This window comes from Klebsiella sp. CN_Kp097, from assembly GCF_040064495.1.
Classification (GTDB): domain Bacteria; phylum Pseudomonadota; class Gammaproteobacteria; order Enterobacterales; family Enterobacteriaceae; genus Klebsiella; species Klebsiella aerogenes.
In genome coordinates this window covers 85,337-108,380 of the sequence record NZ_JBEAIL010000033.1, presented here as the reverse complement: position 1 = coordinate 108,380, position 23,044 = coordinate 85,337, and the positions used below count along the sequence as shown (strand labels likewise).

The window sequence follows — 23,044 nt, the reverse complement described above, 5'->3', positions numbered from 1 at the left end:
GCCAATCAACTGAGTTTAAACACACTGTATTGATTGAGGTTGCTATGTCTATTGCGGTTAAAAATAACATTCTTTGGGTTGGCCAACGCGATTGGGAAGTGCGTGATTTCCACGGCACCGAATATAAAACGCTGCGCGGCAGCAGCTACAACAGCTATCTCATTCGCGAGGAGAAAAACGTGCTGATCGATACCGTCGATCATAAATTCAGCCGCGAGTTCGTGCAAAACCTGCGCAGCGAAATCGATCTGGCTGACCTCGACTATATCGTCATTAACCACGCCGAAGAGGACCATGCCGGTGCGCTGACCGAACTGATGATGCAGATCCCGGATACGCCGATTTACTGCACCGCCAACGCCATCGACTCGATCAACGGCCACCATCATCATCCTGAGTGGAACTTCCACGTGGTGAAAACCGGCGATACTCTCGATATCGGTAATGGTAAACAGCTGATCTTCGTGGAAACGCCGATGCTGCACTGGCCTGACAGCATGATGACCTACCTGACCGGCGACGCGGTGCTGTTCAGCAACGACGCCTTCGGCCAGCACTACTGCGACGAACACCTGTTCAACGATGAAGTGGACCAGATTGAACTGTACGAACAGTGCCAGCGCTACTACGCCAACATCCTGACGCCCTTCAGCCGCCTGGTGACGCCGAAAATTACCGAAATCCTCGGCTTCAACCTGCCGGTGGATATGATTGCCACCTCCCACGGCGTGGTCTGGCGCGATAACCCGACGCAAATCGTCGAGAAATATCTCGAGTGGGCGGCGGATTACCAGGAAGATCGCATCACCCTCTTCTACGACACCATGTCCAATAACACCCGCATGATGGCGGACGCCATCGCTCAGGGGATCACTGAAGTCGACCCACGGGTAGCGGTAAAAATCTTCAACGTCGCCCGCAGCGACAAAAACGACATTCTCACCAATGTTTTCCGCTCGAAAGGCGTGCTGGTGGGCACCTCCACCATGAACAACGTGATGATGCCGAAAATCGCCGGGCTGGTGGAAGAGATGACCGGGCTGCGTTTTCGCAATAAACGCGCCAGCGCCTTTGGCTCACACGGCTGGAGCGGCGGCGCGGTAGACCGCCTGTCCACCCGCCTGCAGGATGCCGGCTTTGAGATGTCGCTGAGCCTGAAAGCTAAATGGCGCCCGGATATCGACGCGCTGGAATTGTGCCGCCAACACGGTCGTGACATCGCCCGCCAGTGGGCCCTCTCTCCGCTGCCGGTTGCTGAAGCCGCGACAACGCCGGAACCACAGGATTGCGTCTGCGCCGCCGCCGCGGCCGCCGATCTCGGTCCCATGATGCAGTGCAGCGTGTGCCAGTGGGTCTATGACCCGGCGAAAGGCGAACCTAACCAGGATGTACAGCCGGGTACGCCGTGGAGTGAAGTGCCGGACAATTTCCTCTGCCCTGAGTGTTCTCTTGGCAAAGATGTCTTTGACGTACTGGCGACGGAGGCAAAATGAGTGATGGCATTGTCATCATCGGCTCGGGCTTCGCGGCCCGCCAGCTGGTGAAAAATATCCGTAAGCAAGATACGCAAATCCCGCTGACGTTAATCGCCGCCGATAGCATGGATGAGTACAACAAACCGGACCTCAGCCATGTCATCAGCCGCGGGCAGAAGGCCGACGATCTGACCCTGCAAAGCGCCGGCGAGTTCGCCGAGCAGTACAATCTGCGTCTGTTTCCCCATACCTGGGTAAGCGATATCGACGCCGAAAACCGGTTAGTGAAGAGCCAGGATAACCAGTGGCGCTACGACAAACTGGTGCTGGCCACCGGCGCGACGCCGTTTATCCCGCCGGTGCCGGGACGCGAGCTGATGCTGACGCTGAACAGCCAGCGCGAATATGGCGCGGCGCAGAGCCAGCTGCACGACGCGAAGCGCGTGCTGATCGTCGGCGGCGGCCTGATTGGCTGTGAACTGGCGATGGATTTCTGCCGTGCCGGTAAAGCGGTAACGGTAGTCGACAATTCAGCCAGCGTGCTGGCGGCGCTGATGCCGCCGGAGGCCAGCAGCCGCCTGCAGCATCGGCTTACCGAGATGGGCGTACATCTGATGCTCAAGGCGCAGCTTGAGGGGTTAGAGCAAACCGCCGACGGCATTCGCGTCAGTCTCGATCGCCAGCGCGCGATAACCGTCGATGCGGTGGTGGCCGCCGCCGGCCTGCGCCCGGAAACGTCGCTGGCGCGCCATGCCGGATTGCAGATTAACCGCGGCGTGGTGGTCAATAATCAACTGCAAACCAGCGACCCGGCGATTTATGCGCTCGGCGACTGTGCGGAAATCAACGGTACGGTACTGCCGTTCCTGCAGCCGATTTTACTCAGCGCCATGTGCCTGAGTAAAAACCTGCTGGCGCAAACGGGCGAGCTCACCTTGCCGCCAATGCTGGTGAAAGTGAAAACGCCGGATCTGCCGCTGCATCTGGCCGGCGACACCCGCCGCGACGATCTGACGTGGAATATCGTGGCCGCCAAAGAGGGGCTGGTGGCGAAAGGCGTGGATGCCGAAAACCAGCTGCGGGCCTTTGTGGTGAGTGAAGACAAAATGAAGGAAGCCTTTGCGCTGCTCAAGCAACTGGTGAGGTGATGGTTTTCCCGGCTTGCGGCGTAAACGCCTTAGCCGGGCTACGGTATTGTCCTGGTAGCCCGGCTAAGCGCAGCGCAAGCCGGGAAAATATCCCGGCTAGCGCGCCAGATTATCGTAGCCGCGCCAGCGATAATTAAGCACCGACAGCGCCCAACAACCGACGAACAGCCCCACCACCACAAACCCGGCATCGCCGAGGTTATCGTTTAACGCCCCTACCCAGCGCCACACCCCGCCGCTTAGGGCGAACTTATCCATTAACAGCCCCAGCGCTTCCAGGCCGCCGATAAACAGCGCCACCACCACCGAGGTGCCGGTGATGGTCATATTGTAATAGAGCTTGCGCTGCGGCTTGCTGAACGCCCAGCCGTAGGCGCCGACCATCAACACATTATCAAGCGTATCCACCAGCGCCATGCCGCTGGCGAACAGCGCCGGGAAGACCATTATCGACCAAATCGAAATGCCGCTCGACGCGCCGGCGGCGGAAATACCCAGCACGCCGATTTCGGTGGCGGTATCAAAACCGAGACCGAACAAAAAGCCCACCAGATACATCTGCCAGCTGCGGCTTATCAGCCGGAAGGTCTTGCCAAACAGCCAGCTCATCATGCCGCCGCCGCTGACGATTTCGTCGCTGACCTTTTCACCGCGCTTCCATGCCTGGAAGCTGCGCCATACGCTGCGCAAAATCACCAGATTGACCAGCGCCATTGCCAGCAGAAACAGCGCCGATACCGCAGTGCCAATCACGCTGCCGGTTTCGTGTAGCCAGCTCATCTGCTGGCTGAAGGCGGTGGCCGTCGCGGCGATCGCCGCCGACGCCAGCACCACGATCGACGAATGCCCGAGCGAGAACCACGCCCCGACGCCAAACGGCCGCCGCCCCTGCTGCATCATTTTGCGGGTGACGTTATCAATCGCCGCAATATGGTCGGCGTCGACCGCATGGCGCAGGCCGTAACCCCAGGCCAGCAGACTGGCGGCCATCAATGCCCCGCTGTCGCCAAACGCCTGAAACGCCCATAGCCAGGCCAGGGCGTTCGCGGCGATAAGTCCCAGTACCAGCGCCGCCGCACGCGGCTGTTGGCGTAAAATCATCGTTATCATCTTAAATCCTTTGAGACTGCCAGCGGGCAGCGGCCACCACCGCCTGACCGTAGGCGATCGCGCCATCGCCAGCAGGAAGCTGCTGCGGCAAAAGCAAAGTAAAGTCAGAGAGGTAATCGCTGAGGCGGGCGGCGAGCAGCTGATTATGCAACACGCCGCCGCTACAAACGATCGTCGCGATCCCGCGGGAAGCGGCGCGGTCGCGCGCCAGCGCTGCCAGCCCGCAGGCCAGCGCATCATGAAAGGCCCAGGCTTTCTGCGCGGGCGTCGCCTGCCAGCGCAACCACTGTTGCCAGAAGGTGGCTAAATCCAGTTCGCCGCCACGACAGGGCAGCGTGACCGGATGGCTGACGCCCGGACAGCTGGCTGCCAGCGCCTCCAGCCGACAGGCAGCCTCGCCTTCGTAGCTCAGGGTTTCCGGCGCGCAATCCAGCGCGCAGGCGACGGCATCAAACAGCCGTCCGCAGGAAGAGGCGCGCGGCGAATTAATGCCGCGTTCGATGGCCTGCGCCAACAGCGGCCAGTTTCGCTGCCCCAGCGCGGCGGTTTGCGGGTATGACTGCCAGTCGGGAATAAATGCCAGGCACTGGGCCAACAAATTTCGCCACGGCTGGCGCGCCGCCAGATCGCCGCCCGGCAGCGCGACGGCCGGGAGGCCGCCAAGATGTTCGCATTCGCGGTAGTTCACCCGCAGGCATTCGCCGCCCCACAGCGCGCCGTTTTCCCCCATCCCGATGCCATCAAGGGTCAGGGCAATCACATCGCCGCCGTCGAGCGGCCAGCGGTGTTCCGCCAGGCAAGCCGCCGCGTGGGCATGGTGATGCAGTACCGGCTCGACCGGTAACGACATTGACGCCGCCCACCGCGTTGAGCGATAGCCGGGATGGGCGTCAACCGCCACCCGCTGCGGCGCAAACGCATAAATGCTCTGCATTAACCGCAGCGCACTGCGCCACTGTTGCTCGACGCCCTCCTCGCCGAGATCGCCAAAATGCTGGCTCAGCACCGCCTCGTCGCCGCGCGCCAGACAGAAGGTATTTTTCATATCCGCCCCCAGCGCCAGCAGCGGCGGAATATTATCCAGGCCCGGCGGCAGCGGCAGCGCATCCGGCACGTAGCCACGGGCGCGGCGCAGCATCTCACCGCTTGAGCGCACCAGCGAATCGTCCATACGCTGCACGATATCGCGATTATGTAGCAAAAAACCGTCGGCGATATCGGCTAAGTCGGTGAGCGCTTCGTGATTACTCAAAGCCGGAGGGCGGCCGCTGAGGTTGCCGGAGGTCATCACTATCGGGCGCGCCAGCGCCTGCAGAAGTAAATGCTGCAGCGGATTAGACGGCAGCATCACCCCGACTTCCGCAAGCCCTGGCGCAATCTCGTCACACAGGCCGGGAACCTGCGCTTTAGCCAGCAATACAATCGGCGCGGCGGGCGAGCGCAGCAGCGTTGCCGCCGCGGCGGGTAACCCCGTTGCCGTCGGCAGCATTACCGCCAGCGGTTTTGCCGGGCGCCGTTTACGCGCGCGCAGCGCTGCCACCGCCACGCTATTGCCGGCATCGCAGGTCAGATGAAAACCGCCAATCCCTTTTATCGCCACAATATCGCCTGCCGCCAGCCGCGCGATGGCCGCCTGCAGCGCCGCTTCAGCGAATAGCGTTAGCGTTCCCGCCCGCCACTCCAGCTGTGGGCCGCAATCGGCACAAGCCACCGGCTGGGCGTGAAAACGGCGATCGGCAGGCTGCCGATACTCGGCAGCGCAACGCGGACACAGCGGGAACGGCGCCATCGCGGTAAAGGGACGATCGTATGGCATGGCGCGAATGATGGTGAAACGCGGCCCGCAGTGGGTACAGTTGATAAAGGGGTAGCGGTAGCGGCGTTCTTGCGGATCGTTCATCTCCGCCAGGCACGCCGGGCAGGTTGCGGCATCGGGAACAATCTGCGTGCGCATACTGCCGCCGCCGCTGTGGCGAATGGTGAAATCCTGAGGAAGCCTGGGCCAGTGAAACGGGGTGCAGTCGGTGCTGTCAATACGCGCCAGCGGCGGGCAGTGACGAGCCAACGCGGCAGAAAAGCCACCATCGTCGCCGATCAGCCTGACCAGCACGCCGTCGCCGTCGTTACAGACATCGCCGCCGCGCGCCATTTGCCGCGCCAGTTGCCAGACGAAGGGGCGGAAACCCACCCCCTGCACTTTGCCGCGAATGCGGATTTGCACCCCGTTCATGCGGCGTATTACCAGGCCAGCGCCGTACGGCGACGTTTTTCGAGGTTCATCTGCTCAAGCTTGTTGCGGTCGACGCAAACCAGCGCGTGGGTCGGGCAGGCTTCAATGCAGGCCGGACCGCTATCGCGCTGGTGGCACAGGTCGCACTTGTTGGCTTCGGCTTTTTCCGCCATGACGTTCAACCCGGCGCCGCTGTGGCGAACGACCGGGCGCACCACCACTTCCATCGCCCCATACGGGCAGGCCACGACGCAGGTTTTACAGCCGATGCAGCGCTCCTGCATCACGTGGACAAAACCTTTATCACGGCTGATGGCGCCGTTCGGGCAGACGTTGGCGCATGGCGCGTCTTCACATTGACGACAGGCCGTCGCCGTCGACACATTGACGCCTTTGATCACGTGAATACGCGGCAAGAACGACTGCGGTGTCAGCGCGGCGCAATCCTGATTTTCCTGATGAGAGACCACGCAGGCCACTTCACAGGTGCGGCAGCCGATGCATTTGCTCGCATCGGCGATAATGAAACGGTTCATCCATTTCTCCAGCGGAAAGAAGTTAACGCGCCGGATTATGCATAATACGTTCCAACTTTTATTTTATTGAAATATAAGAGAATTAAATTAAACTCCGCTGTCATCGTCACAACTGACGATGACAGATGACGACATCAGGCATGCGGGCCGCGCGCCAACGACTCGCGTTCAATCAGCTCGCCGGGGAAAGTTTGCTGATATTTAAATTCGCCGCCGTCGAGCATAAAGATCAGCCTGTTGATGCTCTCTTTCATCATTTCGGTGACCGGAATTTTAACGCTGGAGAGCGAAGGGATCACATACGGCGCCAGCGCGATGTCATCGAAACCGATCACCGATACCTGCTGCGGCACCGCGATCCCCTGCTGGTGCAGTTGCTTAATCGCGCCGATCGCCATGTCGTCATTACTGGCGACCAGCGCGCTGAAACTGACGCCGCGTTGGCAGAGCGCTTCGACAGCGGCAGCTCCGGTTTGTGGCGTCCAGCGCCCTTCAACGATCAGTTCTTGCCGCACGGGAAGCCCCAGTCCTGCCAGCGCGTCTTTATAACCAGAGAGACGCTCAACCCCGGTAGGCGAATCCAGCGAACCGGTGATAAACGCAATGTCGCGATGACCGCTGGTAATTAACTTTTCAACCGCCATCCGCGCCGAGGCTTTGTGATCGGACCATACGCAGTGGCTGGCGTGGCGGCGCAGGCGACGGTTCAGCACCACGATCGGCTGCTCATGATTGTCGATTATCTCATCCATCTCATCGACGCTAAGAAAGCGCGGATAGATGATGATCGCATCACAGCGCATATCGAGCAGATACTGAATCGCCTCGCGCTCCTCTTGCGCGCTGTGTTTGCCGTCGGCCAGGATCAACTGCCGCCCCTGATCTTCCGTCAGCCTCGCCACGTGAAACAGCAGCTCGCTGAAATAAACGCCGTGATAAAGGGTGTTGGTTACCACCAGTCCGATAGTCTGGCTTTTTTTGGTCGCCAGATTACGCGCCAGCAGATTCGGCCGATAACCGCTTTCGGCAATTGCCTGAAACACCCGGTCTTTGGTTTCCTGGCTGACATAGCCGTTGCCCGACAGCACCCGCGACACGGTCGCCTTTGATACTCCCGCGCGCTTCGCAACCTCCAGCATCGTTGCCATGGGGTTCTTCCTGTAACTTAAGTTGCCTGCAGTGTACTGCACGTCTCGCTGTTTTTCAGCAGCCGACATCACCGGGATGCTTTCCAGCCGCTGCCTACAAAGCGATCAAAATCACAAATTTGCAAAGTGATTTTTTTAATTCTTGTATGACTCAATGAAACTCATCATGATTTTGTGGAACCGGTTTCCTATGCATATACCGCGCATAGCCGCCGTCAGGCGCTGGCGTGTAATCAGTACCCTATTGATAAAACAGGATAAAATCCGATGTCTAAAAATTATGCAGCCCTGGCGAACCAGATCCTGACGGCGCTCGGCGGCGCAGATAATGTCGTTGCCGTGACCCACTGCATGACCCGCCTGCGCTTCGTGGTGAAAGATAACCAACGCGTGGACGCCCCGGCGCTGAAAGCGCTGCAAGGGGTACTTGGCGTCGTGCGTAGCGATAACCAGTGTCAGGTGATCATCGGCAATACCGTCTCGCAGGCGTATCGCGAGGTGCTGAATCTGCTGCCCGGCGAGTTGCGCCCGGCGGAGCCGCAAGGGAAACCGCCGCTGACCTTAAAACGCGTCGGCGCCGGGATCCTTGATGCGCTGATCGGCACCATGTCGCCGCTGATCCCGGCGATTATCGGCGGATCGATGGTCAAACTGCTGGCGATGATCCTGGAGATGAGCGGCGCGTTGCCAAAAGGCTCTCCGACGCTGACCATTCTGACGCTTATCGGCGACGGCGCGTTCTTCTTCCTGCCGCTGATGGTTGCCGCTTCCGCGGCGGTTAAATTCAAAACCAATATGTCGCTGGCTATCGCTATCGCCGGGGTGCTGGTGCATCCGGGATTCATCGAATTAATGGCTAAAGCCGCGCAGGGAGAACACGTTGAGTTCGCCTTCATTCCGGTTACCGCGGTGAAATACACCTACACGGTGATCCCGGCGCTGGTGATGACCTGGTGTCTCTCTTATATCGAACGCTGGGTCGATCGCATCACCCCGGCGGTGACGAAAAACTTCCTTAAACCGATGCTGATCGTGCTGATTGCCGCGCCGCTGGCGATCCTGCTGATTGGCCCGCTCGGTATCTGGATCGGCAGCGCGATCTCCGCGCTGGTGTACACGATCCATAGCTATCTCGGCTGGCTGTCGGTAGCGATCATGGGCGGACTCTGGCCGCTGCTGGTGATGACCGGGATGCACCGCGTCTTTACGCCAACCATCATTCAAACCATCGCCGAAACCGGCAAAGAGGGGATGGTGATGCCATCGGAAATCGGCGCCAACCTGTCGCTGGGCGGATCGTCGCTGGCGGTGGCGTGGAAAACCAAAAACCCGGAGCTACGCCAGACCGCATTAGCGGCGGCGGCATCGGCGATTCTGGCCGGGATTTCCGAACCGGCGCTGTACGGCGTGGCGGTACGTCTGAAACGCCCGCTGGTCGCCAGCTTAATCAGCGGCTTTATTTGCGGCGCGATGGCGGGAATCGCCGGGCTGGCCAGCCATTCGATGGCGGCACCGGGGCTGTTCACCAGCGTCCAGTTCTTCGATCCGGCCAATCCGATGACTATCGTTTGGGTCTTTGGCGTGATGGCGCTGTCGGTGGTGCTCTCCTTTGTGCTGACGCTGCTGCTCGGTTTTGAAGATATCCCGGTAGAAAATGCCGCCGCCGACGCCAGACAGCGCCAGGGCGCGGCCACTCACGCCTGAACACTTTTTTGAACGCGAGGTAACGCATGTCGAGTTTTCCACACGGATTTTTATGGGGCGGTGCTCTGGCCGCCAACCAGTCTGAAGGCGCTTATCTTGAGGGCGGCAAAGGGCTGACGACCGTTGATACTATTCCGCACGGCGCCCATCGCCTGGCGGTGAAGCTGGGACAGGAGAAGCGCTTTACGCTTCGCGAAGATGAATTCTACCCAAGCCACGTGGCGATCGATTTTTACCATCGCTATAAAGAGGATATCGCCCTGATGGCGGAGATGGGGTTTAGCGTCTTCCGCACCTCTATCGCCTGGAGCCGACTGTTCCCGCGCGGCGATGAACAACAGCCAAACCCGGAAGGTATCGCCTTCTATCGTGCGATGTTTGAAGAGTGCAGAAAGTATGGGATCGAACCGCTGGTCACCCTGTGCCACTTTGATGTACCGATGCATCTGGTGACGGAATATGGCTCCTGGCGTAACCGGAAGATGGTCGATTTTTTCAGCCACTATGCGCACACCTGTTTTGAAGCGTTTGACGGACTGGTGAAATACTGGCTCACCTTCAATGAAATCAACATTATGCTGCATAGTCCCTACTCCGGCGCCGGTCTGGTATTTGAGGAGGGAGAAAATCAGGAACAGGTGAAATACCAGGCCGCGCATCACGAGCTGGTGGCCAGCGCGCTGGCGACAAAAATTGCCCATCAGGTTAACCCGCAAAACCAGGTCGGCTGCATGCTGGCGGGCGGTAATTTCTACCCCTATTCCTGTAAGCCGGAAGATGTCTGGATGGCGCTGGAAAAAGATCGTGAAAACCTGTTCTTTATCGATGTGCAGGCACGCGGCGCGTATCCGGTGTGGGCCGCGCGGGTATTCCGCGAGAAAGGCGTCACTATTGCCAAACAGCCGGGCGACGACGAAATCCTCAAAAACACCGTTGATTTTGTCTCCTTTAGCTATTACGCCTCGCGCTGCGCGTCAGCGGAGATGAACGCCAGCAACACCAACGCCGCCAATATCGTCAAGTCGCTGAAGAATCCGTACATTGCGGCCAGCGAATGGGGCTGGGGCATCGATCCGCTCGGCCTGCGCATCACCATAAACATGATGTATGACCGCTATCAGAAACCGCTATTCCTCGTGGAAAACGGGCTCGGCGCGCGCGATGAGATCGACGCCAACGGCGAAATCAACGACGACTACCGCATTAGCTATCTGCGCGAGCATATCAAGGCGATGCGCGACGCCATCGATGACGGCATTCCGGTCATCGGCTATACCAGCTGGGGCTGTATCGATTTGGTCTCCGCCTCCACCGGCGAGATGAGCAAGCGCTACGGTTTCGTGTATGTCGATCGCGACGATGCCGGTAACGGCACGCTTGCGCGCAAGCGTAAGAAATCGTTCTGGTGGTATAAGAAGGTCATCGCCAGCAACGGGGCGGATCTGGAATAGCCGGTATTGCCGGGTGGCGGCTTACGCCCTTACCCGGCCTACGGTCCGTACGGCCTGCCGTTATTTTATTCACCACGCTGGCTGAAACTGCCGGTGTTGGTGGCCTCAAAATCGCTGAGACGTTCCCGGCAGGCTGGGGCAGCCCGCATGGATGCGGGCTGAGGGCCGTGATTTGCATGGACGCAGCCTCGGCCCGACCCGAAGCCTGCCGGGATAAGTCGAAGGCACCACGAAGTGGCGATTTTGGCGGCCAAAGCCCGGGGGTACAGGGGGCGGCGGCGACTGGCCGCCCCCTGTGCGCTCCCTGCGCCATGAGAGCCATAACGCAGAAAAAATATCGGGAGCGCAATGTGCTCTGAATTAACACAAAACACGTGTTTTTCCCGGACCCAAACGGTTGCAAAACGATAACAATATCAACGGTCCGTACCATTTATAGCCCGGCGAAGCATTAGCACAAGCCGGGGAACGCCTGCTCCTCGGCCGCTTCCAGCGCGGCAAAACCGCCCTGCTCCTGCCAGCCATCAAGCCGCGCGTATACCGTCGCGACGGCGTCTTTCACAGGCTGAGTCATCGGGTAATAGAAACCGACTATATCGGGCTGAATGCCCACAAAAATCACCTCGCCAACATCCTCTTTTAACTGATCGATAAGATAGTTAAGCGGCATATTGTGAGTGGTCATCATAAACATGTCGGCGATATCGTCCGGATCGACAATGCGGATTTCGCCGGGGTTGAGCCCCATATCGGTCGCGTCGACGATCAGCAACCGGGTCGGGCGCAGCTCGCGGATGGCGACGATATCGTTTTCCGGCGCGCTACCGCCGTCAATCACCACCCAGCCGCCGATCGGATTGGCCGCGCACATTTCCGCCAGCAGCGGGCCTGCGCCGTCATCGCCCATCATGCTGTTGCCGACACACAGTAAAACGTCAGTCACGTAGTCTCCTCACCATCAGATAGATGGCGCTTTCCTGGTGAATATCGTGCAGCATGCTGAGCAGGGTTTTACTCCACGCCTGCTGCTGCGGGGTCTGCGCGGACTGCGCTTTATCAAAGGCGTTAGCCAGCATCGCCACGTGATTGCTGTCGATAACGATCTCGCCATACTTCGGCACGCCCTCCATTTTGCGCCGCGCGGCGCTGCCCGCTTCCAGCGTACCGATCCACGCCAGATAGTCCTCCCAGGGGCAGCTTAACGCCGCCTCCAGGCAGTCAATGACGCCGAGGTGGTGGCCAATCGCCAGGCTGTAATAGACCACCTGCTGCGCCTGATCCGGCGTCGCGTCGTTCTCATCAATAAATTTACGGCTCAGCTGACTGAACACCACCGTCTCGCTCATCGGATACGCGCCCCCTCGACCACCTGATTCAGGTGCGTGACGATCTCGGTCAGACGCGGATCTTTCTCCGCCTCCAGCCAGCGCAGTACCTGGTTATCGCCCTGCCCCAGTAGACGCATATAGTCGTCGGCGATCTGGCGGCCATAGCGATAGCCGGCCAGACGGCGCGCTTCGCGATCGATACGCACCCGCAGCGGCTGCACCATGTTGGGATGCAGCAATTCGGTTGGCTGGTCGTCAAGCTCGCCCGGCTGGCGAGCATGGATTTTTTGCTCCAGCAGACCAAGCGCCATCGCAAAACCGTACAGCGTGGCGGCAGGCGTCGGCGGACAGCCCGGAATATAGACATCGACCGGCACGATTTTGTCGGTGCCGCCCCATACGCAATACAGATCGTGGAAGATACCGCCGCTGTTGCCGCAGGCGCCGTAAGAGATGCAGATTTTCGGATCCGGCGCCGATTGCCAGGCGCGCAGCGCCGGCGAACGCATCGCGCGGGTCACCGCGCCGGTAAACAGCAGAATATCGGCATGGCGCGGCGACGGCACTACTTTAATCCCGAAGCGTTCGGCATCGAAAAGCGGCGAAAGGGTGGCGAAAATCTCGATTTCGCAGCCGTTACAGCCGCCGCAGTCGACGCGGTAAACGTAGGCGGAACGTTTGATTTTTTTCAGCAGCGAGGCCTTCATGCTGGCGATGGATTCATCCACCGACATCGGCAGCGGAATGCCGTTTTCATCGCGCGGGCCTAATAAATTGCTCATCAGCTGGCCTCCCTCATGTGGCGAGTCAGTTCAATACGATCGGATGGCACCAGGCATTTCTGACGCTTGCATTCCGGGCAGGTCTCAAAACTTTCGCGGTGCAGTTCGGCGCGGGTATCGCCGTTGTGCTTAAGCAGCGCGATAGCGTAGTCGATCTCTTTTTGTACCGCGAAAGGCCGTTCGCAGACCCGACAGTGACAGATGGCAAAGCGCGACTGCTGGAGGAAATCCTCTTTTTTCCACACCGCCAGTTCATACTCCTGCGACAGCTTAATCGCCGCCGTCGGGCAAACTTCTTCACAGCGGCCGCAGAAAATGCAGCGCCCGAGGTTGAACTGCCACGCCAGCTGGTTAGTCGCCAGATCGGTCTCTACCGTCAGGGCGTTAGACGGACAGGCATTCACGCAGGCCGCACAGCCGATGCACTGCTGCGGATTGTGTTCCGGTTTGCCGCGGAAGTTTTTATCCACCGGCATCGGCTCCAGCGGATAGGAGTGGGTCGCGGTGCCGGTCTTGATGACTTTTTTGATAAAGGTAAACATGGCGATTCCTTATTTCAGCGGCGAGTTTTTACGCTCGATGCTGTAGCGCTCCAGCTCTTTGTACGGCACCACTTTGCTTTTCTTCTTACGTACATCGACCACCGTCATACGGTCGGTACAGGAGTAGCAAGGGTCGAGGCTGCCAATAATCAGTGGCGCATCGGAGACGGTGTTGCCGCGCAGCATATAGCGCAGGGTCGGCCAGTTGGCGTAGGTCGCCGCACGGCAGCGCCAGCGGTACAGTTTTTGGTTGTCGCCGGTCATGCTCCAGTGGATATCGTCGCCGCGCGGCGCTTCCGAGAAGCCCAGCGCGAAGCGGTGCGGAATATAGGTGAAGCCATCCACCATCAGCGGGCCGCCGGGCAGATTGTCGAGACCGAAATCAATCATATTCAGCGCGGTATAAACTTCGTTGATACGCACCTTGAGGCGGGAAATCACGTCGCAGCCCTGCTCGCTGTGAACTTCCATCGGCAGCAGACCGTAACCAACGAACGGGTGATCGGCGCGAGTATCGCGGGCGTGGCCGCTGGCGCGGACCATCGGGCCGACGTTACTGAAGTCGCGGGCGATTTCTGGATCCAGACGGCCAATACCGACGGTGCGCTGTTCCATGTTCGGCGTGCTGAGCAACATATCCACCAGCTCCTGCACATCGCGGCGCATCTGCTGCGCCAGCTGGCGGGTCTGGATCATGTCCTCTTTCAGCAGATCGCGGCGAATCCCGCCGATCAGGTTCATACCGTAGGTTTTACGCGCGCCGGTGAGGATCTCCGCCATCTTCATTGAGGTTTCGCGTACGCGGAAGAACTGCATAAAACCGGAGTCAAAACCGGTGAAGTGGCAGGCCAGGCCAAGGTTCAGCAGGTGCGAGTGCAGGCGTTCCACTTCCAGCAGAATGGCGCGGATCATCTGCGCGCGCTCCGGCACCACGATGCCCATCGCGTTTTCCACCGAGGTGGTATAGGCGGTACTGTGGGCGAAGCCGCAGATGCCGCATACCCGGTCCGACAGGAACGTCACTTCGTTGTAGCCCATGCGGGTTTCCGCCAGTTTTTCCATGCCGCGATGGACATAGAACAGGCGGTAATCGGCGTCGATAATGTTCTCGCCGTCGACAAACAGACGGAAGTGTCCAGGCTCATCGGAGGTGACGTGCAGCGGGCCAATCGGCACCACGTTGTTTTTCTTACTACCGAGCTCGTTAATGAACTCGTAGGTCTCCGCGTCGGTGGTCGGCGCCGGGCGCTGGCGGTAGTCCATGCTGTCTTTACGCAGCGGATAGAGTTCATCCGGCCAGTCGTCCGGCAGCACCAGGCGGCGCTCGTCCGGCAAGCCCACCGGCACCAGACCGTACATATCGCGTACTTCGCGTTCACCCCATACCGCCGCCGGCACGCGCGGGGTCACCGACGGATATTCCGGTTTATTAGCGTCGACTTCCACGCGCACGGTGATCCAGCACTTAGTGCCCTGCTCCATCGACAGCACATAGTAAACCGCGTAGTGGCCGTTCAACTTACGTTCGTCGTTGCCGAACAGTACCGACAGCCAGCCCCCCTGCTTGTAGTACAGGAACTCGACCACTTCCGGCAGGTAGTTAACCTTCACGGTGACGGTAAGCTGATCTTTGGTCTGCCAGGCTTCATCCAGCACCACGCCAGGAAAGGCCTGATGCAGCGCCGCAAGATAGTGTTGACCGATTTTTTCTTCAGACATGCTCAAATTCTCTTAATCACGCCACCAGCAAGGAGACGAAAGCTAAAAAGGCGAAACCAAACCCGGCCCAGGTAACGCGGGAGGTGGCACAAAAGCGCAGACGCGCCATGCTGTTTTCGAATAGCGCGATAATCAGCACCCCCGCCACCAGCTTGACGACGGCGACCACCAGCGCCAGCAGCAGGCCTGGCGCGCTAAAACTGGTCATCTGTCCCCACGGGATAAATACGCCGACGAACATCTGCAGCACCACCAGCTGTTTCAGGCTGATGCCCCACTTCAGCACCGCGAAACCGCTGCCGCTGTATTCGGAAAGCGGCCCTTCCTGCAGTTCCTGTTCGGCCTCGGCTAAATCGAACGGCAGCTTGCCCATTTCGATAAAGGTGGCGAAAGCGCAGGCGCACAGCGCCAGGATCAGCGGGATGCTGCGCGCGGCGGGCCAGTGGTAAACGGTATCGGTAATCGCGCTAATATGGGTGGAGCCGGCAACCTGCGCCGCGACCCACAGCCCAAGCAGCAGGATCGGTTCGACCAGCACGCCGAGCATCGCTTCACGACTGCTGCCGATGGCGGTGAACGGACTGCCGGTATCCAGGCCGGAAATGGCGAAGAAGAAGCGGGCGATGGCGAACAGATAGATAAGCGTAATCAGGTCGCCCAGCCCCGGCAGCGGTGAATCTACGGTCACCACCGGCAGCGCGGCGGCGATGGTTAGCATCACGCCAACCATCACAAACGGCGTCAGGCGGAATACCCAGCCGGAAGCGTCCGGGCCCACGCTCTGGCGACCCAGCAGTTTCAGGATATCCCGATACTCCTGCAGTACCCCCGGCCCGCGGCGGTTATGCAGGCGCGCGCGGGCAACGCGGGTCAGGCCGGACAGCAGCGGCGCGACGGCAAACAGTACCAGCGCCTGTATTAATGCAACGAATAGGTTCACTCTCAGGCTCCTCGCGAAATCACAATCACCACCAGTACCGCCAGTTCGATCAGCGCCACGCTGCGCAGCAAGGCGGGCGCGGCGGCGTTCTGCCAGCCGGGCACCAGCCGTACCGGATTCAACCAGTGACGCAGCTTCAGCAGCGGCGCAAAGGCTTCTTTCACCGGCATGGCGAAGCCGTGGGCGGTGACCACCATCGCTTGTTCATGGTCGTAGCCGCAGACCCACGCCGCGCCGCGCGAGCGCGCCGGCAGGCGGTCGCCTTTGAAGAAGATCATCAGCAGGAACGGCAGCAGCGGACAGGCAATCAGCAGAATGGCGATCAGCGGCTGCGACACGACGCTTGTAGCCTGCGCAGGAACCGGAATAACGTGGCCGACCAGCGGCAACAACCATGGCGCCGCCACGCCGCCGATGACACAGCACGCGGCGGCCAGCACCACGCTTAAGGTCATCAGCCAGGGCGCGCAGGTGGCGTTTTCCGCCTCTTTACTGCGCGGCGCGCCGAGGAAGGTGACGCCGTAGACTTTGGCCATACACATCACCGCCAGCGCCCCGGTAATCGCCAGGCCAACCGCCAGCAGCGGCCCCAGCAGACGGCCGATAAACACCTCGCCGGTGCTCAGCTTGAAGAAAGATTGATAGATAACCCATTCACCGGCAAAGCCGTTCAGCGGCGGCAGCGCGGCCATCGCCATCAGCCCCACCAGCATGGCGAGTGAAATCAGCGGCATTTTTTTACCGATGCCGCCCAGCTTCTCGATATCGCGATGACCGGTACGGAACCACACCGCCCCCGCACCAAGGAACAGCGTGGTTTTGAACAGGCTGTGGTTGATCAGATGGTACATGCCGCCGATAAAGCCCAGCACCATCAGCGCATTATTGCCGGTAGCAATACCGGTGACGAACGCGCCGAGGCCAAGCAGAATAATGCCGATGTTTTCCAGGGTGTGGTAAGCCAGCAGGCGCTGGATATTATGTTCCATCAGCGCGTACAGCCCGCCGATAAAGGCGGTAATCATTCCCAACACCAGCAGCAGCACGCCCCACCACAGCGGTGGCACGCTACCGGCCAGCGACACGGTCAGGATGCCGTACAGACCGACCTTCATCACCACTGTAGAAAACAGCGCGGCGGCCGGGGCGCTGGCGCCCGCATGCGCCTGCGGCGCCCAGCCGTGCAGCGGGATCACCCCGGCGAGCAGGGCAAAACCGAGCAGACCCGGCAGCCACAGCGCCATGTTCTGCGGCGCGCCAGCGGCCAACTGACTAATCGCCGCCAGATCGAGAGTGCCGTAGAACGACCACACCAGCCAGCAGGTCCACGCCAGCAGCAGGGTACCGAGACGCCCCAGCGCAAACCACAGTTTGCCGGACTGCGCGCAGCCGGTAAGGAACGCGGCGCACAGCGCCATGATTTCCGCCATCACCACCAGGCTGCCGAAGTTAGTCACCACCACCGCGCAGGTGGCGGCAGCCAGCAGCAGGTTAACCAGCAGGCCGTTGGATTTGACCTGCGGATGACGATGCCAGGAAATGTTAAACAGCGAAATCGGCAGCGCCGACAGGCCGATAGCCAACAGCCACAGAGCGTTAATCCCGCCCACCCGCATCGCCAGATGCAGATACTGCAGCATGCCGCCGTTGATCCGCTCCGGCGCGATCAGCGCCGAGAAGCCGGCGACGATTAACATCGCGCTGGCGACCGCGCCGCCGATCCCGGCAATCGCGCCGCTCAGCGGTTTACGCAAACTAAATAAAAACGCCAGCACCGCGCTGGCGGCATACCAGGCAACCGCCTGATTCACTAATGCAACCACGCTCATTTCACGCCCCCTTGTTGCGCCTGAAACAGCGACAAATCGCCGAGGTCGGTATTAAAGGTCAGTTCGCGCTTACGCTTGCTGGACTTAGCAATGTCGCGAATATCCACCAGCACTAAGGCTTTGGTCGGACAGGTCCGCACGCACGCCGGGCCCTGCTCATCAAAGTGGCAGAGGTCGCATTTCACGGCGATAGCGCGAACGCCAGGCACCCAATCGAGCAGCGAGCTGACGCGGGCCGGAGCCGGCGGCGCGGCGGGCGCCATCGGCGTGTTAGCGTTGGCGGGAATATCCAACGGGCGGCTGCCGGAGAATTCAATCGCGCCGAACGGGCAGGCGATGCCGCACAGTTTGCAGCTCACGCACAGGCTTTCATTCAGCTGTACCGCGCCGTCAACGCGAGTAATGGCGTTGACCGGGCACACCGCGGCGCAAGGCGCGTCTTCACAGTGGTGGCACATCTGCGGCGCAGACTCTTTTTCATTACGCATGACCTGCAGGCGCGGCATACTTTGCAGGCCATACTGGCGGTGCGTCTCGGAACAGGCGGCTTCGCAGGTGCGGCAGCCGATACAGACGCTGGAATCAGCAATTACAAAACGGTTCACCGGGTCATCCTCGGGTGAAAGTCACTTTTGACGAAATCAGGCCGCGCAGGTGTCGGTTTCGACACTTGTCGACACTTCATAATTAATGGACCTGCGCCAGATGGTTTAAATCCACCGGCTGGTCACGCTCCATGGCCTCATACAGGCGGTCATAGACGGTGGCGATGATCGCCAGGTAGTGTTCCAGCACCGCTTCGCGGGAACGGTTACTGATGCGACCGTCAATTACGCCTTCCGCATCCAGAGTCGCCTGGGCGATCAGCCGTTTGTCATCGCCATTTTTGCTTTCTACGTAGTATTCGATGGTGTGGCTGTTAAAGCCTTCCGCCAGCGCGACATATACCTGAAAGTGGCCGAACAGCACGAAGCACAGCTCTTTGTCCGGCGCGCAGCTCATCGCGTGATGCAGACGCGCTTTCGACAGGGTGATGCCCTGAACCAGCGAGTTGCAGTAGGTGTGCCACTGCTCCTGATGCTGGCGGTGACGATCGGCGATGTAGTCCGCCTTTTCACTTAATTCCCAAATTGTCATCCCGGATCCTCCCGTTACATGAGATGCACCGGTTAAGCATTTTCCATGCCAAAATTTATTTATTTGAATTTAAAGGAATTATTAAAAACTCGCGCGCCATCACGACATGTCGATGACAGCCGCACGTCGTCGTCATCGACAGTTCCCCCGCCGTTTATGGTCTCCTGGCATCGTTATTGCATATAGCCGCCATAGTATTAACGGAGGCCAACATGCACGAAATCACGCTAAGCCAGCGGGCGCTGGAAATCATTGAGCAACAGGCGCGGCAAAACGGCGCGCGCCGGGTCACCGGCGTGTGGCTGAAGGTCGGCGCGTTTTCCTGCGTGGAGGCCAGCGCCCTCACCTTCTGTTTTGAACTGGTGTGCCGCGGCACGCTGGCGGAAGGCTGCGCGCTGCACATTGCCGAGCAACAGGCTGAATGCTGGTGTGAACGCTGTCAGCAGTATGTGCATCTTGTCTCTCAGCACGTCCGCCGCTGCCCGCACTGCGATAACGACCAGTTGCAGATCGTGGCGGATGATGGCTTACAGATTCAGCGTTTAGAATTGGAGTAAAAGATTATGTGTACGACATGCGGCTGCGGAGAAGGCAACCTTTATATCGAAGGCGATGAACATAACCCGCACTCGGCGTTTCGCAGCGCCCCCTTCGCCCCCGCCCCGCGCCAGACCATGACCATCACCGGCGTGAAAACCGATAACTTCTCCCCGACCCGCAGCGCGCAAGGCGATCTGCATTACGGCCACGGCGAAGCCGGCACCCACGCGCCGGGCCAGAGCCAGCGGCGGATGCTGGAAGTCGAAATCGACGTGCTGGATAAAAACAACCGCCTGGCGGCGCGCAACCGCGCGCGCTTCGCGGCGAATAACCAACTGGTGCTAAATCTGGTCTCCAGTCCCGGCTCCGGTAAAACCACCCTGCTCACCGAAACCCTGACCCGCCTGAAAGGCATCGTCGACTGCGCGGTCATTGAAGGCGATCAGCAGACGGTCAACGATGCCGCGCGCATCCGCGCCACCGGCACGCCGGCGATTCAGGTCAATACCGGCAAGGGCTGCCATCTCGATGCGCAAATGATTGCCGACGCCTCTGCGCGCCTGCCGGCTGGCGATAACGGCATTCTGTTTATCGAAAACGTCGGTAACCTGGTCTGCCCGGCCAGCTTCGATCTTGGCGAACGCCATAAAGTGGCGGTGCTGTCGGTCACCGAAGGAGAAGATAAACCGCTGAAGTATCCGCATATGTTTGCCGCCGCCAGCCTGATGCTGCTCAACAAAGTCGACCTGCTGCCGTACCTCAACTTTGACGTTGAGAAATGCCTCGCCTGCGCGCGGGAAGTGAATCCGCATATCGAGATTATTTTGCTCTCCGCCACCAGCGGCGAAGGCATGGACCAGTGGCTTAACTGGCTGGAGACGCAGCGATGTGCATAGGCATTCCGGGGCAAATTCGCACGATTGACGGGGTGATGGCGAAGGTGGAAGTGTGCGGCATTCAGCGCGAAGTCGATCTGACCCTGGTCGGCGCCGTCGATGAACAGGGCCAGCCGCGCATCGGCCAGTGGGTGCTGGTCCACGTCGGGTTCGCCATGAGCGTGATTAACGAAGCCGAAGCGCGCGATACCCTCGACGCGCTGCAAAACATGTTCGAGGTTGAACCGGACGTCGGCGCGTTGCTATACGGCGAGGAGCGATAATGCGTTTTGTTGATGAATACCGCGCGCCGGAGCAGGTGCTGCAGCTGGTCGAACATCTGCAGCAGCGCGCCCGGCTGCTGGACTACAGTGAAGCCCGCCCGCTGCGGATGATGGAGGTCTGCGGCGGCCATACCCACGCCATCTTCAAATTCGGCCTCGACCAGCTATTACCGAACAATATTGAATTTATTCACGGCCCCGGCTGCCCGGTGTGCGTTCTGCCGATGGGCCGCATTGATGCGTGTATCGAGATAGCCAGCCGTCCGGGAGTGATTTTCTGCACCTTTGGCGATGCAATGCGCGTGCCGGGAAAAAACGGGTCGCTGCTGCAGGCGAAGAGTCGCGGCGCCGATGTGCGAATCGTTTACTCGCCGATGGACGCCCTGCGGCTGGCGCAGCAGAATCCGCAGCGCGAGGTGGTGTTTTTCGGTCTCGGTTTTGAAACCACCATGCCCGCCACCGCGCTGACGCTGCGTCAGGCCCGCGAGCGCAACGTCGGCAACTTCTACTTTTTCTGTCAGCACATCACCCTACTGCCAACGCTGCGCAGCCTGCTGGACCAGCCGGACAACGGTATCGATGCGTTTCTCGCCCCCGGCCACGTCAGTATGGTGATTGGCACCGACGCCTACGGTTTCATCGCCAGCGACTATCATCGGCCATTAGTCGTTGCTGGATTTGAACCAGTTGATCTACTGCAAGGCGTGATCATGCTGGTTGAGCAGAAAATAGCGCAGCGCAGTCAGGTAGAGAATCAGTACCGTCGCGTGGTGCCGGATGCCGGTAACGCGCTGGCGCAGGCGGCAATCGCCGAGGTCTTTTGCCTGAGCGGCGATAGCGAATGGCGCGGCCTGGGGACGATCAACGATTCCGGTGTTTGCCTGACGCCAGATTATCAACGCTTTGACGCCGAGGCCCATTTCCGCCCGGCGCCGCAGCGGGTTTGCGACGACCCGCGCGCCCGCTGCGGTGAAGTGCTGACCGGGCGTTGTAAACCACACCAGTGTCCGCTGTTTGGCCGCGTCTGCAACCCGCAGAGCGCCTTTGGCGCGCTGATGGTCTCCTCAGAGGGCGCCTGCGCCGCCTGGTATCAATATCGCAGTCAGGAAAATAAAGCATGAAAAGCATTCAGTTAGCTCACGGTAGCGGCGGTCAGGCGATGCAGCAACTCATTGGCGAGCTGTTTATGCAGGCCTTCGCCAACCCCTGGCTGGCCGAACAGGAAGATCAGGCGCGTTTAGATCTCGCCGGGCTTGCCGCCCAGGGCGATCGGCTGGCCTTCTCAACGGACAGCTACGTCATTGACCCACTGTTTTTCCCCGGCGGCGATATCGGCAAGCTGGCGGTCTGCGGCACCGCCAACGACGTGGCGGTCAGCGGCGCCGTGCCACGCTATCTCTCCTGCGGGTTTATCCTCGAAGAGGGGCTGGAGATGGCGACGCTGGAAGCGGTGGTGCGCAGCATGGCAACTACCGCTCAGCAGGCCGGGATTGCCATTGTGACCGGCGATACCAAAGTGGTGCCGCGCGGCGCAGCGGATAAATTATTCATCAATACCGCCGGTATTGGCGCCATCCCCGGCGATATTCACTGGGGAGCGCAGCAGATTAGCGCCGGCGATGTGCTGCTGGTCAGCGGCACGCTCGGCGATCACGGCGCCACCATTCTTAACCTGCGCGAACAGCTGGGGCTGGACGGCGCGTTATCCAGCGACTGCGCAGTGCTAACGCCGCTTATCCAGACCCTGCGAGAGATTCCGGGCATCAAAGCGCTACGCGACGCCACCCGCGGCGGCGTCAACGCGGTGGCGCACGAGTTCGCCGCCGCCAGCGGCTGCGGTATCGAACTGCATGAAGCGAAGCTGCCGGTCAACGATACGGTGCGCGGCGTCTGCGAACTGCTGGGGCTGGACGCCCTGAATTTCGCCAACGAAGGTAAACTGGTGATTGCCGTCGCCAGAGAAGCCGCGCCGCGCGTACTTGAGCATTTACGGTCTCACCCGCTCGGACAGAATGCCGCGATAATTGGCGACGTTGTCGAGCGGGCCGGCGTGCGCTCTGTCGGGTTATATGGCGTTAAACGTACGCTCGATCTTCCCCACGCCGAACCGCTGCCGAGAATTTGCTAACCACTGAACGGGTCCGGAGGGCAGCAGTCGCCATATCGGGGCGACCTTAACGGCGGCAACAATTGTTTTATTAACAGACTATTATTTGATTCATCTCTTTATTCTGCGCCGCGCTGCGGCGCTTTTTGGACTTAAGCA

At 60.0% G+C, this 23,044-nt stretch carries 22 protein-coding genes; 9 read left to right on the top strand and 13 right to left on the bottom strand.

Going from position 1 to position 23,044, the window contains the following annotated elements; translation table 11 throughout:
- Positions 1 to 44: 44 nt before the first annotated feature.
- The gene (gene norV, locus ABLV07_RS24195) at positions 45 to 1,493 is read left to right on the top strand and encodes an anaerobic nitric oxide reductase flavorubredoxin (RefSeq protein WP_045361350.1); all 1,449 of its coding nucleotides are present in this window, start codon (positions 45 to 47) and stop codon (positions 1,491 to 1,493) included.
- Positions 1,490 to 2,623, top strand: a complete 1,134-nt coding sequence (gene norW, locus ABLV07_RS24190; protein WP_032712394.1) for an NADH:flavorubredoxin reductase NorW — start codon at positions 1,490 to 1,492, stop codon at positions 2,621 to 2,623. Before norV ends, norW begins: the two co-directional genes overlap by 4 nt.
- 96 nt (positions 2,624 to 2,719) lie before the next feature.
- Here norW and ABLV07_RS24185 read toward each other — a convergent pair whose 3' ends face one another.
- From ABLV07_RS24185 to ABLV07_RS24170, 4 genes are all read right to left on the bottom strand, one after another.
- Positions 2,720 to 3,733, bottom strand: a complete 1,014-nt coding sequence (locus tag ABLV07_RS24185; protein ID WP_046883390.1) for a HoxN/HupN/NixA family nickel/cobalt transporter — start codon at positions 3,731 to 3,733, stop codon at positions 2,720 to 2,722.
- A 1-nt stretch (position 3,734) separates the two neighbouring features.
- Positions 3,735 to 5,963, bottom strand: coding sequence for a carbamoyltransferase HypF (gene hypF, locus ABLV07_RS24180; RefSeq protein WP_348853861.1), 2,229 nt, complete (start codon positions 5,961 to 5,963; stop codon positions 3,735 to 3,737).
- An 8-nt stretch (positions 5,964 to 5,971) separates the two neighbouring features.
- The gene (gene hydN / locus ABLV07_RS24175) at positions 5,972 to 6,499 is read right to left on the bottom strand and encodes an electron transport protein HydN (RefSeq protein ID WP_015370036.1); all 528 of its coding nucleotides are present in this window, start codon (positions 6,497 to 6,499) and stop codon (positions 5,972 to 5,974) included.
- A 134-nt stretch (positions 6,500 to 6,633) separates the two neighbouring features.
- On the bottom strand, positions 6,634 to 7,647 hold the full coding sequence (locus tag ABLV07_RS24170) for a LacI family DNA-binding transcriptional regulator (RefSeq protein ID WP_015703256.1): 1,014 nt from the start codon (positions 7,645 to 7,647) through the stop codon (positions 6,634 to 6,636).
- Positions 7,648 to 7,914: 267 nt separating this feature from the next.
- Here ABLV07_RS24170 and ascF point away from each other — a divergent pair, with 267 nt between their 5' ends.
- Entirely contained in the window at positions 7,915 to 9,351 is a 1,437-nt protein-coding gene (gene ascF, locus ABLV07_RS24165) for a PTS cellobiose/arbutin/salicin transporter subunit IIBC (protein WP_326142047.1), read from the top strand.
- Between the two features lie 26 nt (positions 9,352 to 9,377).
- The gene (locus tag ABLV07_RS24160; RefSeq protein ID WP_348853859.1) at positions 9,378 to 10,802 is read left to right on the top strand and encodes a 6-phospho-beta-glucosidase; all 1,425 of its coding nucleotides are present in this window, start codon (positions 9,378 to 9,380) and stop codon (positions 10,800 to 10,802) included.
- Positions 10,803 to 11,253: 451 nt separating this feature from the next.
- Here the strand turns inward: ABLV07_RS24160 and hycI are convergent, their stop codons facing one another.
- From hycI to hycA, 9 genes are all read right to left on the bottom strand, one after another.
- Positions 11,254 to 11,745 carry a hydrogenase maturation peptidase HycI gene (gene hycI / locus ABLV07_RS24155; protein WP_020078101.1) on the bottom strand — a complete coding sequence of 164 codons (492 nt, stop codon included), beginning with the start codon at positions 11,743 to 11,745 and terminating at the stop codon, positions 11,254 to 11,256.
- Complete coding sequence (locus tag ABLV07_RS24150) at positions 11,738 to 12,148, bottom strand: formate hydrogenlyase maturation HycH family protein (protein ID WP_015370031.1); 411 nt, start codon at positions 12,146 to 12,148, stop codon at positions 11,738 to 11,740. The genes hycI and ABLV07_RS24150 overlap by 8 nt, the downstream gene beginning before the upstream one ends.
- Complete coding sequence (locus ABLV07_RS24145) at positions 12,145 to 12,912, bottom strand: NADH-quinone oxidoreductase subunit B family protein (RefSeq protein WP_015703259.1); 768 nt, start codon at positions 12,910 to 12,912, stop codon at positions 12,145 to 12,147. Before ABLV07_RS24145 ends, ABLV07_RS24150 begins: the two co-directional genes overlap by 4 nt.
- Positions 12,912 to 13,454, bottom strand: coding sequence for a formate hydrogenlyase complex iron-sulfur subunit (locus ABLV07_RS24140; protein ID WP_015370029.1), 543 nt, complete (start codon positions 13,452 to 13,454; stop codon positions 12,912 to 12,914). Before ABLV07_RS24140 ends, ABLV07_RS24145 begins: the two co-directional genes overlap by 1 nt.
- A 9-nt stretch (positions 13,455 to 13,463) precedes the next feature.
- Positions 13,464 to 15,173, bottom strand: coding sequence for a formate hydrogenlyase subunit HycE (hycE, locus tag ABLV07_RS24135; RefSeq protein WP_015370028.1), 1,710 nt, complete (start codon positions 15,171 to 15,173; stop codon positions 13,464 to 13,466).
- A 16-nt stretch (positions 15,174 to 15,189) separates the two neighbouring features.
- The gene (locus ABLV07_RS24130; RefSeq protein ID WP_032708971.1) at positions 15,190 to 16,113 is read right to left on the bottom strand and encodes a respiratory chain complex I subunit 1 family protein; all 924 of its coding nucleotides are present in this window, start codon (positions 16,111 to 16,113) and stop codon (positions 15,190 to 15,192) included.
- A 2-nt stretch (positions 16,114 to 16,115) separates the two neighbouring features.
- Complete coding sequence (gene hycC / locus ABLV07_RS24125; protein WP_032712401.1) at positions 16,116 to 17,942, bottom strand: formate hydrogenlyase subunit 3; 1,827 nt, start codon at positions 17,940 to 17,942, stop codon at positions 16,116 to 16,118.
- Entirely contained in the window at positions 17,939 to 18,547 is a 609-nt protein-coding gene (locus ABLV07_RS24120; RefSeq protein WP_015370025.1) for a 4Fe-4S dicluster domain-containing protein, read from the bottom strand. Before ABLV07_RS24120 ends, hycC begins: the two co-directional genes overlap by 4 nt.
- 82 nt (positions 18,548 to 18,629) lie before the next feature.
- A complete protein-coding gene (gene hycA / locus ABLV07_RS24115) occupies positions 18,630 to 19,079 on the bottom strand; it encodes a formate hydrogenlyase regulator HycA (RefSeq protein ID WP_015703262.1) in 450 nt (149 codons plus the stop codon).
- Positions 19,080 to 19,291: 212 nt separating this feature from the next.
- Here hycA and hypA point away from each other — a divergent pair, with 212 nt between their 5' ends.
- The 5 genes from hypA to hypE are packed head-to-tail and all read left to right on the top strand — an operon-like array spanning position 19,292 to position 22,906.
- The gene (gene hypA, locus ABLV07_RS24110) at positions 19,292 to 19,636 is read left to right on the top strand and encodes a hydrogenase maturation nickel metallochaperone HypA (protein WP_015370023.1); all 345 of its coding nucleotides are present in this window, start codon (positions 19,292 to 19,294) and stop codon (positions 19,634 to 19,636) included.
- Positions 19,637 to 19,642: 6 nt separating this feature from the next.
- The gene (hypB, locus tag ABLV07_RS24105) at positions 19,643 to 20,515 is read left to right on the top strand and encodes a hydrogenase nickel incorporation protein HypB (protein ID WP_015370022.1); all 873 of its coding nucleotides are present in this window, start codon (positions 19,643 to 19,645) and stop codon (positions 20,513 to 20,515) included.
- Entirely contained in the window at positions 20,506 to 20,778 is a 273-nt protein-coding gene (locus ABLV07_RS24100) for a HypC/HybG/HupF family hydrogenase formation chaperone (RefSeq protein ID WP_015370021.1), read from the top strand. The genes hypB and ABLV07_RS24100 overlap by 10 nt, the downstream gene beginning before the upstream one ends.
- Positions 20,778 to 21,899: a hydrogenase formation protein HypD gene (hypD, locus tag ABLV07_RS24095; RefSeq protein ID WP_015703265.1), complete on the top strand. Its 1,122-nt coding sequence runs from the start codon at positions 20,778 to 20,780 to the stop codon at positions 21,897 to 21,899. Before ABLV07_RS24100 ends, hypD begins: the two co-directional genes overlap by 1 nt.
- Positions 21,896 to 22,906, top strand: a complete 1,011-nt coding sequence (hypE, locus tag ABLV07_RS24090; protein ID WP_032715700.1) for a hydrogenase expression/formation protein HypE — start codon at positions 21,896 to 21,898, stop codon at positions 22,904 to 22,906. The genes hypD and hypE overlap by 4 nt, the downstream gene beginning before the upstream one ends.
- Positions 22,907 to 23,044 lie beyond the last annotated feature (138 nt).

Excerpts from the sequence above, each read along its gene's own strand:
- norV (WP_045361350.1), top strand. The coding sequence starts at position 45 with ATGTCTATTGCGGTTAAAAATAACATTCTTTGGGTTGGCCAACGCGAT.
- norW (WP_032712394.1), top strand. The coding sequence starts at position 1,490 with ATGAGTGATGGCATTGTCATCATCGGCTCGGGCTTCGCGGCCCGCCAG.
- ABLV07_RS24185 (WP_046883390.1), bottom strand. The coding sequence starts at position 3,733 with ATGATAACGATGATTTTACGCCAACAGCCGCGTGCGGCGGCGCTGGTA.
- hypF (WP_348853861.1), bottom strand. The coding sequence starts at position 5,963 with ATGAACGGGGTGCAAATCCGCATTCGCGGCAAAGTGCAGGGGGTGGGT.
- hydN (WP_015370036.1), bottom strand. The coding sequence starts at position 6,499 with ATGAACCGTTTCATTATCGCCGATGCGAGCAAATGCATCGGCTGCCGC.
- ABLV07_RS24170 (WP_015703256.1), bottom strand. The coding sequence starts at position 7,647 with ATGGCAACGATGCTGGAGGTTGCGAAGCGCGCGGGAGTATCAAAGGCG.
- ascF (WP_326142047.1), top strand. The coding sequence starts at position 7,915 with ATGTCTAAAAATTATGCAGCCCTGGCGAACCAGATCCTGACGGCGCTC.
- ABLV07_RS24160 (WP_348853859.1), top strand. The coding sequence starts at position 9,378 with ATGTCGAGTTTTCCACACGGATTTTTATGGGGCGGTGCTCTGGCCGCC.
- ABLV07_RS24150 (WP_015370031.1), bottom strand. The coding sequence starts at position 12,148 with ATGAGCGAGACGGTGGTGTTCAGTCAGCTGAGCCGTAAATTTATTGAT.
- ABLV07_RS24145 (WP_015703259.1), bottom strand. The coding sequence starts at position 12,912 with ATGAGCAATTTATTAGGCCCGCGCGATGAAAACGGCATTCCGCTGCCG.
- ABLV07_RS24140 (WP_015370029.1), bottom strand. The coding sequence starts at position 13,454 with ATGTTTACCTTTATCAAAAAAGTCATCAAGACCGGCACCGCGACCCAC.
- hycE (WP_015370028.1), bottom strand. The coding sequence starts at position 15,173 with ATGTCTGAAGAAAAAATCGGTCAACACTATCTTGCGGCGCTGCATCAG.
- hycC (WP_032712401.1), bottom strand. The coding sequence starts at position 17,942 with ATGAGCGTGGTTGCATTAGTGAATCAGGCGGTTGCCTGGTATGCCGCC.
- hycA (WP_015703262.1), bottom strand. The coding sequence starts at position 19,079 with ATGACAATTTGGGAATTAAGTGAAAAGGCGGACTACATCGCCGATCGT.
- hypA (WP_015370023.1), top strand. The coding sequence starts at position 19,292 with ATGCACGAAATCACGCTAAGCCAGCGGGCGCTGGAAATCATTGAGCAA.
- hypB (WP_015370022.1), top strand. The coding sequence starts at position 19,643 with ATGTGTACGACATGCGGCTGCGGAGAAGGCAACCTTTATATCGAAGGC.
- ABLV07_RS24100 (WP_015370021.1), top strand. The coding sequence starts at position 20,506 with ATGTGCATAGGCATTCCGGGGCAAATTCGCACGATTGACGGGGTGATG.
- hypD (WP_015703265.1), top strand. The coding sequence starts at position 20,778 with ATGCGTTTTGTTGATGAATACCGCGCGCCGGAGCAGGTGCTGCAGCTG.
- hypE (WP_032715700.1), top strand. The coding sequence starts at position 21,896 with ATGAAAAGCATTCAGTTAGCTCACGGTAGCGGCGGTCAGGCGATGCAG.